13 protein-coding genes are annotated in these 13494 nt (G+C 60.1%); 2 read left to right on the forward strand and 11 right to left on the reverse strand.

Annotated features, from left to right (window positions below):
* Positions 1–12: 12 nt before the first annotated feature.
* From SPG90_RS10870 to SPG90_RS10915, 10 genes are all read right to left on the reverse strand, one after another.
* Positions 13–1212 carry a nicotinamide mononucleotide deamidase-related protein YfaY gene (locus SPG90_RS10870; protein ID WP_047174153.1) on the reverse strand — a complete coding sequence of 400 codons (1200 nt, stop codon included), beginning with the start codon at positions 1210–1212 and terminating at the stop codon, positions 13–15.
* Positions 1213–1305: 93 nt separating this feature from the next.
* Complete coding sequence (locus SPG90_RS10875; RefSeq protein WP_029740927.1) at positions 1306–1845, reverse strand: YfaZ family outer membrane protein; 540 nt, start codon at positions 1843–1845, stop codon at positions 1306–1308.
* 124 nt (positions 1846–1969) lie between these two features.
* Positions 1970–3331 carry an o-succinylbenzoate--CoA ligase gene (gene menE, locus SPG90_RS10880; RefSeq protein ID WP_126303485.1) on the reverse strand — a complete coding sequence of 454 codons (1362 nt, stop codon included), beginning with the start codon at positions 3329–3331 and terminating at the stop codon, positions 1970–1972.
* The gene (gene menC, locus SPG90_RS10885) at positions 3328–4293 is read right to left on the reverse strand and encodes an o-succinylbenzoate synthase (protein ID WP_047174155.1); all 966 of its coding nucleotides are present in this window, start codon (positions 4291–4293) and stop codon (positions 3328–3330) included. Before menC ends, menE begins: the two co-directional genes overlap by 4 nt.
* On the reverse strand, positions 4293–5150 hold the full coding sequence (gene menB / locus SPG90_RS10890; RefSeq protein WP_023312524.1) for a 1,4-dihydroxy-2-naphthoyl-CoA synthase: 858 nt from the start codon (positions 5148–5150) through the stop codon (positions 4293–4295). Before menB ends, menC begins: the two co-directional genes overlap by 1 nt.
* Positions 5147–5923, reverse strand: coding sequence for a 2-succinyl-6-hydroxy-2,4-cyclohexadiene-1-carboxylate synthase (menH, locus tag SPG90_RS10895; RefSeq protein ID WP_126303486.1), 777 nt, complete (start codon positions 5921–5923; stop codon positions 5147–5149). Before menH ends, menB begins: the two co-directional genes overlap by 4 nt.
* Complete coding sequence (gene menD / locus SPG90_RS10900) at positions 5920–7590, reverse strand: 2-succinyl-5-enolpyruvyl-6-hydroxy-3-cyclohexene-1-carboxylic-acid synthase (protein ID WP_126303487.1); 1671 nt, start codon at positions 7588–7590, stop codon at positions 5920–5922. Before menD ends, menH begins: the two co-directional genes overlap by 4 nt.
* Before the next feature lie 88 nt (positions 7591–7678).
* On the reverse strand, positions 7679–8974 hold the full coding sequence (gene menF, locus SPG90_RS10905; protein WP_126303488.1) for an isochorismate synthase MenF: 1296 nt from the start codon (positions 8972–8974) through the stop codon (positions 7679–7681).
* A gap of 86 nt (positions 8975–9060) precedes the next feature.
* Positions 9061–9366, reverse strand: coding sequence for a stress response protein ElaB (gene elaB, locus SPG90_RS10910; protein WP_008500219.1), 306 nt, complete (start codon positions 9364–9366; stop codon positions 9061–9063).
* A gap of 53 nt (positions 9367–9419) precedes the next feature.
* Entirely contained in the window at positions 9420–9881 is a 462-nt protein-coding gene (locus tag SPG90_RS10915; protein WP_045354297.1) for a GNAT family N-acetyltransferase, read from the reverse strand.
* Between the two features lie 71 nt (positions 9882–9952).
* Here SPG90_RS10915 and rbn point away from each other — a divergent pair, with 71 nt between their 5' ends.
* Both rbn and SPG90_RS10925 read left to right on the forward strand, forming a co-directional pair.
* Positions 9953–10870: a ribonuclease BN gene (rbn, locus tag SPG90_RS10920; protein WP_023312529.1), complete on the forward strand. Its 918-nt coding sequence runs from the start codon at positions 9953–9955 to the stop codon at positions 10868–10870.
* 64 nt (positions 10871–10934) lie between these two features.
* On the forward strand, positions 10935–11939 hold the full coding sequence (locus SPG90_RS10925) for a chemotaxis protein (protein ID WP_023312530.1): 1005 nt from the start codon (positions 10935–10937) through the stop codon (positions 11937–11939).
* Positions 11940–12031: 92 nt separating this feature from the next.
* On the opposite strand, the gene nuoN is transcribed toward SPG90_RS10925, so the two are convergent.
* Positions 12032–13489 carry an NADH-quinone oxidoreductase subunit NuoN gene (nuoN, locus tag SPG90_RS10930; protein WP_023312531.1) on the reverse strand — a complete coding sequence of 486 codons (1458 nt, stop codon included), beginning with the start codon at positions 13487–13489 and terminating at the stop codon, positions 12032–12034.
* Between the last annotated feature and the right edge of the window lie 5 nt (positions 13490–13494).

Below are 13494 nucleotides of genomic sequence, written 5' to 3' on the forward strand. Positions count from 1 at the left end.
CCGGCACAGGCGTTACTCCACGAACAGCGACTCAACCACGTTAATCCAGCCGTGCTCGCTGGCAACCTCTTTGCCATTCAGCCAGCGGCGCAGCATGTTCAGCGCCATCATGGCGCAAACCTCCTGACGCACCGCCAGGCTGTGGCGGGTGATGCTCATTTTTACCCGCAGGGCCCAGGTGCCTTCCGGCGTCGCCAGCGCGAAGTTAAGGTGTTCCTCGTCCAGCCCCCCGACGAACAGCGCCAGACCGGCAAAATGCTTCACCCTTCTCTCGGAAGCCCAGCGGGCGGTTTGCGCCAGGGTCTCCTGCTGGAACGGCACCACTTCGCTGGCCAGCAGCGGCGCGTTGACGCGCGACAGCTGCAGCGCCAGCAGGCCACCGGTGAACTGTTCGCTTAAGGTCACGCTCAGCTGACGCGACTGCAGATGCATCGCAATCTGCGCGGGCAGCCCTTCCGTCCCTTCAAAGATCAGGCTTTCGCCCGCCACGCGCTGCACCTCGGGCCACAGGGCCAGCATCGCCTCTTTCTGCTCGGCCGGGCCTGTCAGCTTGAGTTCAATGATCGGCATGGAGGAGCGGTAGCCCATGGAGACGCCCGGCGGCAGCGGGAGAGGGTCAAGGCTCTGGGCCAGATCGCTTTCCGAGCGGCCAAAGGTGGTCAGACGCAGGCACAGCGGCGGTTCAGGCAGGGTAAAACGATCGCGAAGGCGCGGCAGGATCTGCTGCTCGACCATCACTTTAAATTCTGAGGGCACGCCCGGCGTAAAGAACATCAGGCAGCGGTTCAGCTGCATGGCAAACCCGCACGCGGTACCCACCGGGTTATCGACCAGCTCGGCGCTGGCGGGAATTTCAGCCTGTTTGCGGTTGCTGGGGGCCATGACGCGGCCACGTTCGGAGAAAAAGCGCTCCATCTGCGAAAGCCACGCCTCGTGCAGCACCAGCCCTTCGCCTTTTGCGGTCGCGGCGGCCAGCGCGCTGAGATCGTCACCGGTGGGGCCGAGTCCGCCATTCACAATCAGCACGTCGCAGTGTTCGCTGCGCTCGCGCAGAATAGCGACCAGCGACTCAAGATTGTCGCCCACCGTATTGCGGCGCGTTAACGGTAATCCTTGCTCAAAGAAAAGATCGGCAAGCCAGGCAGCATTGGTATCAATAATTTGTCCATGCAGCACTTCGTCGCCGGTGGATAACATCTCCACGTTAATCATTATGTTCTCCCGCTTATTTGGTCAAAACACTATAGCGCAAACGCGGGGTGGAGAAGAGAGAAACTGGCGCGACAGAACGCCGCGCCGGAGTGATTAGAAGCCTGCGCTGACGCCCACGTACGGGCCGTCGGCCAGCGCGTTGTCGCGGTTGCCGTCTTTGCCGGCCAGGTTCAGATAGCGATAGCCCGCTTCGATGGTAATCGGACGCATGATGGTCCAGCGTGCGCCGGCGTTGGCCTCTTCATAGCTTTCGATACCGCTTGAGAGGGAGTCCGGCGAATAGTAGTACTCACCAAACAGGCCGAAGCTGTCGCCAATTTTCCACTGCAGGCCGCCGCCCACTGCCGCCGCGTACCCTTCGTCACCGTCATTTGGGTTGGTATAGATACCTTTACCGCCGACGGTGGCCAGGAACGGGCCAAGAGGAACGTTCAGACCCAGGCCGAGGCTCGCCGCGTCGCCGTCGTCATCGTTATGCGTCCAGCCGCCGGTCATCGCCAGACCGGAAGTCTCGGTACCCATGCCAAATCCCAGGTGGGTATAATCCTGACCCGCCGAGCCGTTAATGCTGATGGCGTTAGCCGCCGCAGATACAACCATCAGGCCGAAGCCCACTAATGCCACTTTTTTCATTGTCGTGATCCCGCACAATTATTATAAAGAAGTCCCAAAACCGCGAGATTTTAACCGGAGTCTCCCGGGGATCAAGCACTCTGCGTGCGGCAGGTCAGTAGATTGTAATTATTTGAAACGGCTATTATCCCTTCAGCGAGGCGTTCACCCACTGCTGCAACGCGCGGCGCGAGACTTTAATCCCGCCATTTTTGAGTTCGGTCGGCAACAGCAGCCAGCGGACGGGTTGCTCAAAACGCGCCACCTTATCCCTGACCCAGTCAGGTAAACAGCTGATATCCGTTCCCGGCTCGCACTCCACCACCGCCACCGGACGCTGTCCAAACTCGGCATCGTCCAGCGGGACGATAAACACCTGGTTAATCTGCGGATGGCGGGCGATAACACGCTCAAGGCTCTCCGGCTGGATCCCTTCTCCGCCGCTAAAAAAGAGGTTATCCATGCGGCCGAGGATCGTCAGGCGGCCGTCATGCCATTCACCGCGATCGCGGGTGGCGAACCATCCCTGCGCGTTGGTCAGCGGAACCAATTCGCCGTCCCGCCAGTAGCCTGAGGCCATACTCTCTGCCCGGATCCAGACCTCACCGTTAACTACCTGCACCTCTCTGCCCGGCAGCGCATAGCCTACGTCCGGCTCGCCGTCCGCCGCTTTTGCGCAGACGGTAGAGGCAAACTCGGTCAGGCCGTAGCCGCAGAAGGTGCGAATTCCCTGCTCGCGCGCCTGCTGCGTCAACTCCACAGGGATGGCGGCACCGCCCAGCAGCACCGCTTTCAGTGTGACAGGCTGACGGGTATTAAGCAGACGCCAGAGCTGGGTCGGCACCAGCGAGGCGTGGGTACAGTCGCGCAAAGCCTGCGCCAGCGGCTGTTTCTCGCGCACGGTTAACCGCGCGCCGGCCTGCAGCCAGCGCCATAAAATCCCCTGACCGGAAACGTGAAACAGCGGCAGCGAAAGCAGCCAGTCGTCGTCTTCGCCGTAGGGCATCAGCGCCAGCACGCCGCGCGCGCTGGCGAGATGGGCGTCGCAGGTATGCACCGCCGCTTTCGGCAGCCCGGTGGAGCCGGAGGTTAGCGTCATCGACGCCAGCCGCGCCGGCTGCCACGCAACGCGATATTCCCCCGCGCGCTCGCGCATGCTCAGGGCAGGAAGACCGTCAAAGGTACCGTCCAGCACCAGCGCAAAGCGCAGCGTCATCTGCGGGAGCAACACGTCCAGCAGCGGGCGAGGCAGCTGCGGATTAACGGGAAGAATACGCGCCCCGCACTGGAGCAGGGCCAGCCACGCAAGCAGGGTTTGCGGGTGGTTATGGGCCAGCAGCAGAACGCCGTTGCCCTCCTCCACGCCCTGCCGGTGAAAGCCTGCCGCAAGGCGGTCGATGCGCACGCACAGCTGTTGCCAGCTGAGCACCTCGTCGTTCAGCCTCAGGGCCGGTTTATCAGCAAACTGCGCGCGCCAGTGCCGCCACGGCCAGTCGGTAAAACTCATAACAACGGCTCCAGCGCCGTGACGTCGAGGCACGGCAGCGCGCTGTCCGGCCACGTGCGGATAAGCTGGGCCTGCATCAGGTTCAGCGTGTCGAGGCCGGGGATCGTATCCGGCGTTAGCCAGGCGGCAATGCGCGCCAGCTGGGTCAGCCCAAGGCTGGACTCAATCGACGAGCTGATGACCGCCGTCAGCCCCGAGGCGTGCGCCGCCGCGACCTGCTCGCGCACCTTCGCCAGGCTGCCGGTCAGCGTCGGCTTAATCACCACCGCGCTGACGCCGGGCTCGGCGATAAATTCAAAATCGTCCTCACGCAGGCTTTCATCCCAGGCGATGGCAATCCCCGTTTCGCGGGCAAACGCGCGCGAGTCATCGCGGGTTTTGCATGGCTCTTCCAGGAAAGCAATGCGGCTGCGGTACGCCGGGTTGACGTACTTTGCAAACTGCTGCGCCTTAAGCGGCGTCCAGGCGCGGTTAGCATCCAGACGCAGATGAAGGTCGGGGATCGCCTCCAGCAGCAGGTTAGCGACCATGCCGTCGCGCACCGCTTCGTAGAGACCGACTTTAATTTTCGCCACTTTCTCGCCCGGCATGGCGGAGAGCAGCGCGAACAGCTCGTCAGGATCGCCCGTACAGAGCGGTGCCGCGCGGTAGTTAGCCTCTTCCGGCAGGCTGTCGTCCAGCTCCGCCAGCGCGCAGCTGATACCAAAAGCCGCGGAAGGCACGTCCGGCAGCGCCGGATCCGCCCCCTCGCGCCACGCGTCCGCCCACGCCAGCAAGGCCGTCTGAGCGTCATCCAGCGACTCCTGGCTAAAGCCCGGCAGCGGTGAAATCTCGCCCCAGCCTTCCCGCTCGCCCTGCTGCAGATGCACGAAGAAGCCATCACGGGTTTTTAACCGCCGTTCACGCAGCACCACGCCCGCGTCCATCGGTATCTGCCAGCGGTAAACCTGCGCGCGACGCATTACGGATTCCGTTTGTATTTGCTGAAGTCCGGCTGGCGTTTTTCGTTAAACGCGTTGCGCCCTTCCTGACCCTCTTCGGTCATGTAGAACAGCATGGTGGCGTTACCCGCCAGCTCCTGCAGACCCGCCTGTCCGTCGCAGTCGGCATTGAGTGCCGCTTTCAGGCAGCGCAGCGCCATTGGGCTGTTTTGCAGCATTTCACGGCACCAGCGCACGGTCTCTTTTTCGAGATCGGCAATCGGCACCACGGTATTCACCAGGCCCATATCCAGCGCTTCCTGGGCGTTGTACTGACGGCAAAGGAACCAAATTTCGCGGGCTTTTTTCTGCCCGACGATGCGCGCCATATAGGAGGCACCCCAGCCGCCATCGAAGGAGCCCACTTTCGGGCCGGTCTGGCCGAAGATGGCGTTCTCGGCGGCGATGGTCAGATCGCACATCATGTGCAGCACGTGGCCGCCGCCGATGGAGTAGCCCGCCACCATCGCCACCACCGGTTTTGGACAGGTGCGGATCTGGCGCTGGAAATCGAGGACGTTCAGGTGGTGGGTACCCGCATCGTCCTGGTATCCGCCGTAGTCGCCGCGCACTTTCTGATCGCCGCCGGAGCAGAACGCTTTATCGCCTTCGCCGGTCAGGACAATCACGCCGATGTTGTCGTCATAGCGCGCATCCGCCAGGGCCTGAATCATCTCTTTCACGGTCAGCGGACGGAAGGCGTTACGCACCTGCGGACGATTGATGGTGATTTTGGCAATGCCGTCGGTGGATTTGTGGTAACGAATGTCGGTGTAGCCTTCGGAGCAGTCCTGCCATTCAACCGGGGCGTAAAGCATGTTTTCATCAGGGTAGATCATAGAGTGTCCTTTATTCGATAACGCATTATCTGAGCCAGACGCGCGATAACCGCATCGGGGTTTTCCCGGTGGGCGTTGTGTCCAGCGTTGGGAATGACATGGCGAACGGCGTTCACTTCCGCGGCAAGGGCCGCGAACTTCTCATCGCGTTCGCCATAGAGATAATCAAAAGTGAAATCACGTGCGCTAAGCGCGGCACGCAAATCTGGCTGCACGGCCAGCGAGGTCGCCTCGAGCATCATCGCCAGCGTCGCGCCGTTGTTCTGGCTGCGCAGGGTAATCAGCGCCTCGCGCTGTGCGGCCGTGAGGGAGGCGAACAAGGGCTGTTGATACCAGTCAGCGAACACCTTATCGAGCGGTTCGCTGCGGAAACGCGTTGCCCAGCGGCGGTCGGATTCCAGCCGCGCCTGTCGCGCATCGGCCGCCTGCAGGCCCGGATGCCCACCTTCAACAATCACCCCGAACAGCCCCTTCGGCTGCTGGCAGGCATGGAACATCGCAATGCGGCCGCCGAGGGAGTACCCGATGAGCCAGAATTTAAGTATGTTGTAACTAAGCAGAGTTTGAGTGAGCAACGTGCTCATCTCGTCAAACCCCGTCACGCCCAGATTCCGGGATCCACCGTGACCCGGCAGATCTAGATAGAGCCGGGGATAATCGTCGAGCCCTTCACCGACCCTCTGCCACTCGCGGCAATCTCCAGAAAAACCGTGCAAAAAGACCAGCCAGGGATAGCCTGTCTTACCGGCCTGCTGCACGCCCGAGAGGATCACAGCTGGCTCACCTGCGCCAGCAGGCTTTGCAGGGCCTGCGCACCGTCAGCCTCGTTCACCACCAGCTCAATCAGCGTCGCGCCCGGCTGTTTCCAGGCGCTGCTTAACGCCGCGTCCAGCTGTTCCCAGCTTTCCGGGCGATGGTATTTCAGGCTAAACATCGCCGCGGCGTGTTCGAACTGCACGTTCTGCGGCATCAGATAGAAGCGCTCGCGCTCGCTCTGGGGCGTTGGCAACAGGGAGAAAATCTGCCCGCCGTTGTTGTTGACCACAATCAGCACAAACGGGGCTGACGCCTGACGCAGCAGCGCCAGCGCGTTGAGATCGTAGAGCGCGGAGAGATCGCCCACGATCGCCAGCGTCGATTTCGCGCTGGCGCGCTGCACGCCCGCCGCCGTCGAGATCAGCCCGTCGATGCCGCTGGCGCCGCGGTTGCTGTACACCGGGTAGCCCGCGGGCAACTTCGAGAAAGCGTCAATCAGCCGCACGACCAGGCTGTTGCCGACAAACAGCTGCCCCTGTTCAGGCAGGTACTGACGAATGCGGTGCGCCAGCCCGGCTTCGCTAAACGCTTCACAATGCGCTTTGGTCAGTTCCCACGCCTGGCGCGAAAGGTCCGGTATAGCCACCGCCCAGGGCTTGCGTTTTTCAGCCGGATGAAGCGTCAGCCAGGCGTCGATGCTGCTGACCAGACGACGGCCGCGGTGGTGCGCCGGGTCAAGCCGTCCTTCCAGCGAATCCACCAGCCAGTACTCTTCCGGCGTGCAGGTGGCCTGCCACTGCAGTAACCGTTTGCCGGTTAAACTCGATCCAAGCTGGACCACAATCTGCGCCTGCGCAAGCTCGGTGACCGCTTTCGCGTTACCCAGCCAGAGATCGGCGCACGGCAGCGGCTGACCGGTCTGCGAAAGCACGTCGCCAATCAGCGGCCAGCCAAGGGTTTGCGCCCATTCGGCAACCAGTTTGCCTTCAGCGGCGCTCATGCGCCCGGCAATCACCACGCCGCGCTTCTGCCGCCAGAAGAACCAGTCGCGCTGTTTCGCGCTCTCAAGATGCATCTGCTCGCGCAGCCACGGTTTTTCACTCTGCCACCAGTCGCCGAGGGACTGCTGCCAGTCAAGACCCGTGTCGTCCAGCTCGCCGTACAGCGGCTCGGCAAACGGGCAGTTGATATGCAACGCCCCGCTGCGCAACGTCTCCATGGCGTGATCGACGGTGGAGACCAGCCAGCTTGCCGGAATATCCTGGGTGGGACGCGGTAACGAAATCGTCTGCGAAGGATGCGAAGAAAAGAGCCCCGGCTGGCGAATGGCCTGATTGGCACCGCAGTCGATAAGCTCAGGGGGACGATCGGCCGTCAGTAAGATCAGCTTTTCACCGGTTAACCCGGCTTCAATCAGGGCCGGATAGAGGTTCGCCACGGCGGTACCGGAGGTGACGATCACCGCCACAGGTTCTTTGCTGACTTTCGCCAGACCCAGCGCAAGATGCCCGAGACCGCGTTCATCAAAGTGGGTGTGGTGAATCAACGCCCGGTTTTCAGCGGCCGCCAGCGTCAGCGGCGTTGAGCGAGAACCCGGTGCAATACACACGTGCCTGACGCCATGGCGCGTCAGGGCTTCAAGGATCACCGCCGCCCAGCGTCGGTTAAAAGAACTTACTGACATGAGATTGTCCGGTATCAAGAATGCGACACAGTATAAATAATAGAAAAAATTGGAATTTTGATATGAATCGGGATTGCGCGAATCTGTATTAATCCCTTAGGAGCAGAGAGCGCAATCCGGCGGCTTTGTTTTCGATCTCCTGCCACTCCTGCTCCGGGTCAGATCCGCTGACAATACCGGCGCCGGCGTAGAGCCGCAGTGAGTCCTCCTGAACGCGCGCGGAGCGCAGCGCCACGCAGAACTCACTCTGTTCGGGGGATAAGTACCCGGCCGAACCGGCGTACCACTCGCGGTTAAAGGGTTCAACCTTCTGGATAAACTCGCGCGCGGGCTGTCGGGGTAATCCGGCAACGGCCGCGGTCGGCTGCAACATGAGCAGACACTGCTCGTCGTCGGCCTGTTTCAGCTCGGTCCAGATACAGCGGCGCAAATGCTGCACCTTACGCAGGCGTACCACCTGGGGGGGCAGTACCTCAAGCGTCTGCGTAGAGTGCTGAAGACGTTGGCAGATATCTTCCACCACCAGCATATTTTCGCGCTGGTTTTTATCATCATTCAGCAGCCACTCGCCGAGACGCTGCGCCTGGCTATCATCGCTATGGCTGGCGACGGTTCCCGCGAGCGCTTCCGTGCGCAGCAGCTTGCCGCGCCGCCGCCAGAGACGCTCGGGTGTAGAGCCGAGAAACGCGTTGCGGGCGTCGAATACCATGCAGAAATGATAGCAATGTAAATTGAGGGCGCGGCTGGCGGCCATTAGCGCGACAGGGTTAACGCGCTGCGTAAACTGCAGATCGGTTGCCCTGGCGAGCACCACTTTTTCAAAATCACCGCGCGCGATGGTCTCCGTCGCCCTGCGTATAAGCTTCAGCCATTCGGCCTGCTGCGGCTGATGGGTTTCGTGCTCAACCTGCACGGAGAGCGGACGGATAGATCTCGCAGGACGGAGCTGCTGTAAAAAATCCTGCGCGACGCGGGCATCCTCGACAAGCGAGCGGTCGCTCCACAGCTGCAGGCGCAGCGTGGCGTTGCCGGCGGTGCGTCGCCAGAGCAGTCGCGGTAAAAAGAGGCTGCCCTGTTCGGGATTAAAGGCGTTCAGGCCGCAGATGCGGGTATCACCTGCCGCGTTTTGCGCGCGCAAAAACTGCGAGGCTAATGCCAGAGAGGAAAATTGGGTGACCGCCCCCAGCGCGGCCAGCTCTTCATCGCCGTTACGCTGCTGCCAGTAAAACTGCGGATAACACTGCTGCTCGCCCAGCCAGGCGAGGGGATCGAAGGCGTCGTTTAACGGGAAAGAGACGTCGAAATGACGTATGCCGGGTGCTGCGGGTAACGCTTGCGAAAGCTGGGTACGCAGTTGCTCCAGCGCGAGGAAAATCGAATTCACGCGAACCTCTCCCTGTTAAAACCTCGTATTATACGGGGTACTGGCCATAAATAGCAGTACCCACGTATAGGGAGTGGTTAAGCGGCTTAACGACGGGCTAACAGCAGCCCCAGCACCAGCCCCACGGCAGCACCCACCCCAATACCCTGCCACGGTTTTTCATGCACGTAATCATCGGCACGATACACCGCTTTTTTGGCACGGTAGTAGTAAGTATCTGAGGCATGGCTGACGCGGTTTTTCACTTCATGCAGCGCCTGCTCGGCGCGGGCTTTTAGCTCAATATATTTCTGATCGGCAGGGTCACCAGAGGAACGTAACACCTCTTCCAGCGTTTCGCTCAGCAAGGCCAGGTCGTCGTCGATACGGGTATCCCAGGATTGAAATGACATATTTTTCTCCATGTTAGTACACCAGTCCGCTAACTATAGCCAACGACTCGCCATTACGCCTGCTTCGTTTCCCGCGCCATGCCGATATGCGGAATACCATCTTCATCGTATACCTCCGTTACCGGCGTAAAACCAAAATGGCCGTAGAAGGACTGCAGGTGCGCCTGCGCGCCCAGGTATAACGCCTTGTCCGGCCACTGTTTCCGGCACGCCTCCAGCGTTTTTTCCATCAGCTGATAGCCCAGCTTTTCACCGCGCGCCTTGCCGCTGATGATGACGCGGCCAATGACGACAGGCTCAAAATCGTCTTCGCTTTTCAGAATCCTCGCATACGCCACCAGCTCGTTATCCCGCCAGCCGAGGATATGGCGGTTCTCACCAACGAGGTCATCGCCGTCGATGTCCTGATACGGGCAGGTCTGTTCTACAACAAACACTTCACAGCGCAGCTTCAGCAGGGCATAAAGTGAATGAACGGTGAGTTCGCTATGATGTAAATCTTGCCACTGGATCATGTCAGTCTCCTTCCTGGGGTTCATCACGTTATACTAAACCCCTCCCCGTTCGGCAAAGGTCTGATTGCGTTATGGAACTGATTTTTCTGGGTACGTCCGCTGGCGTGCCAACCCGCTCACGAAACGTGACGGCGATCCTGCTGGATCTTAAGCATCCCACCCGCGGCGGGCTGTGGCTGTTTGACTGTGGTGAAGGGACGCAGCATCAGCTGTTACACACCGCTTACCACCCCGGCAAGCTGGATAAAATTTTTATCACCCATCTGCATGGCGACCACCTGTTTGGTCTTCCCGGCCTTCTGTGCAGCCGCTCGATGGCCGGTAACGCCAACCCGCTGACGATTTACGGGCCAGCGGGTATTCGTGAATTTGTTGAAACTACGCTACGCCTGAGCGGGTCATGGACCGATTATCCGCTGGAGGTCGTTGAGATTGCCGAAGGGCTGGTATTCGATGACGAGGATTATCGGGTTACTGCTCAACCGCTCAATCATCCTGTGGAGTGCTATGGCTACCGTATTGATGCGCATGATAAACCCGGCGCGCTGGATGCCGCCGCGCTGATGGCCGACGGCGTAAAACCCGGGCCGCTGTTCCAGCGTCTTAAGCACGGAGAGACCGTCACGCTGGAGGACGGACGCGTCATTAACGGCCAGGATTATCTCGCCGCACCGCAGCCCGGCAAAAAGCTGGCGATTTTTGGCGATACGGCCCCATGCCCGGCAGCGCTCACGCTGGCTCAGGGCGTGGACGTGATGGTGCATGAAGCGACGCTTGAAACGGCGATGGAAGAGAAGGCCAACGGCCGGGGCCATAGCTCCACGCGACAGGCGGCACAGCTTGCCCGTGACGCGGGCGTCGGGCGGCTCATCGTCACTCATGTCAGCTCGCGCTACGACGCGCGGGGCTGCGAAAAGCTGCTGGCAGAGTGCCGCGCGCTGTTCCCGGAATGTGAGCTGGCCGAAGATTTCGCTCAGGTTAGCGTTTAGTCCTTCATTTTTCCTTCAGGATGCCGATAACGATTAAAAGGTCAGCATTTCTCTCGAGGGTAGAATGGATAATTTCCAGAAAGATATTGATGACAGGGCGAATCTGACCCTGTCGAACCGTTTTGAACTGTTGCTGTTCCGTCTTGGCACCTCTCTGAACGAAAATAAATCTGAGCTGTTTGGCATTAACGTCTTTAAGCTGCGTGAAATTGTGCCGATGCCGGAGTTCACGAAACCCGCCGGGATGAAATCGCCGCTGATGGGAATGGTGAATATTCGCGATCAGGTGATCCCGGTGATTGACCTGGCCGCCGTGGCGGGCTGTAAGCCCACTACCGGGCTGAACATCCTGCTGATCACCGAATATGCGCGCAGCGTGCAGGCGTTTGCCGTGGAATCGGTTGAGAACATCATGCGTCTGGACTGGAAGCAGGTGCATGCGGCGGAAACCGCCGTCAGCGGTCGCTACATCACCAGCATTGCGTGTCTTGACGAGAAGACCGATACCAACGATCTGGCGATGGTGCTGGACGTTGAGCAGATCCTGTATGACATCACCCCGGCCAATCACGATCTGCACGCCACGAATCTAAAGACCACCAAATTCCATATCAAGCCAGGCGCTGTCGCTATCGTTGCAGAAGATTCCAAGGTGGCGCGCTCGATGCTGGAGAAAGGTCTGCAGGCGATGGAGATTCCCGCGCAGCTGCATATCACCGGCAAAGACGCGTGGGAGAAAATTGGCGTGCTGGCCGCACAGGCGCAGGCTGAAGGAGTTCCCATCACCGATAAGATCGCTCTGGTGCTGACCGACCTCGAAATGCCTGAGATGGACGGTTTTACGCTCACGCGCAAAATCAAAACCGACCCGGTATTGAAGGACATTCCGGTAGTGATCCACTCTTCCCTTTCCGGCAACGCCAACGAAGACCATATTCGCAAGGTGAAGGCCGACGGGTACGTGGCGAAGTTTGAGCTGAACGAGCTGTCGTCGGTGATTGAGGAAGTGCTGGACCGCTCGATGAAGAAGATTGACGGGCCGTTGATTAGCCGCAAGCAGCTGGCTTAAGCATGGTGCGGGCTGGTGCCCTCACCCCGGCCCTCTCCTACTGGGAGAGGGGGAAAACCATAAAAAAACCCGCCGAGGCGGGTTTTTTGTTTTTACATCAGCGGCATCGCTCGCTGCACGATATCAATCAGCGGCTGCGGATAGATACCGAAGATCAGCACCAGCAGTGCGGAGATAAGCACGACGATACCACCGGCGCTGTACTGCCAGTTGGTTGGGGCATCACGGTTGAGCTGCTGAGGCGCACTCAGGTACAGGCTCACGGCCACGCGCAGGTAGTAGTAGAGACCAATCGCGGAGCCGATAACCACGCCCGCGGTCAGCCACCACAGGTGCGCCTGCACACCGACGGCCAGCACGTAGAACTTACCGATGAAGCCAAGCGTCATCGGGATACCTGCCAGAGAGAGCATCATCACGGTCATTACCGCGGACAGGATCGGACGGTGCCAGAACAGACCACGGTAGGAGAACAGTGAATCGGCATCCGGGCCACGGTACGGGCTGGACATCAGGCTCACCACGCCGAAGGCGCCGAGACTGCTGAACAGGTAACCGGCCAGATACACGCCTACGGTTTCCATCGACATCTCGCCGCTCTGCAGCGCAATCAGCGCCACCATCAGGTAGCCCAGATGAGAGATAGACGAGTAGCCCAGCAGACGCTTGATGTTGGTCTGGCTCAGCGCCATCAGGTTACCGAAGATGATGGAGACGAACGCGATAATGCCCAGCACCACGCGAACCGCTTCGCTGTCACCCACAGGCGCGTACAGGAACAGACGCATGACCACACCGAAGATAGCGATCTTGCTCGCCGTCGCCAGGAAGGTCGACACCGGAGCCGGGGCGCCCTGGTATACGTCTGGCGTCCACAGGTGGAACGGCACCAGAGAGAGTTTGAAGCCGAGGCCAACAATCATCATGCCCAGACCTGCCAGCAGCAGCGGCTCATGCAGCATGCCGTCACCGAGGCTCTTGCCGAGCGCCATAAAGGAGAGGTTACCGGACTGTGCGTACAGCAGCGCAATACCAAACAGCAGGAACGAGGACGCAGCAGCAGACAGAATGGTGTACTTGATGCTTGCTTCCAGGGAGCGCTTCTGACGGAAGGCGTAACCAATCAGGCCGAACAGCGGCAGAGAGATCAGCTCAATACCGAGGAACAGCGCGGCCAGGTGGTTCGCATTCGCCAGCAGAATGCCGCCCAGCGCGGCAATCAGAACCAGCAGGTAAAACTCTTCTTTGTTGTCGTTGTAGCCTTCGAGCCACGGGTACGCAAAGGTACAGGTTGCCAGGCTCGCCAGCAGCACCAGACCGGTATACAGCATGGCGTAACCGTCAACGCGCATCAGCGGGGTGACGTCCATCGCCCCACCCTGGCCAACAAACCAGAGAGAGACTAACGCGGCGTTCAGGCCGATGACCGACAGCGTGGCATTCAGGAAGTGATTGCGTCGCCACGCAATGGAGAGCATCACAACCACCACCGTCAATCCGACGATCAGCAGCGGTAGCAGCGCGATCAGTTGTTGTGGAGTTATTGTCATGGCGA

Origin of the sequence: Enterobacter sp. D2 (assembly GCF_034427575.1) — a bacterium.
In the GTDB taxonomy this organism is placed as follows: domain Bacteria; phylum Pseudomonadota; class Gammaproteobacteria; order Enterobacterales; family Enterobacteriaceae; genus Enterobacter; species Enterobacter cloacae_M.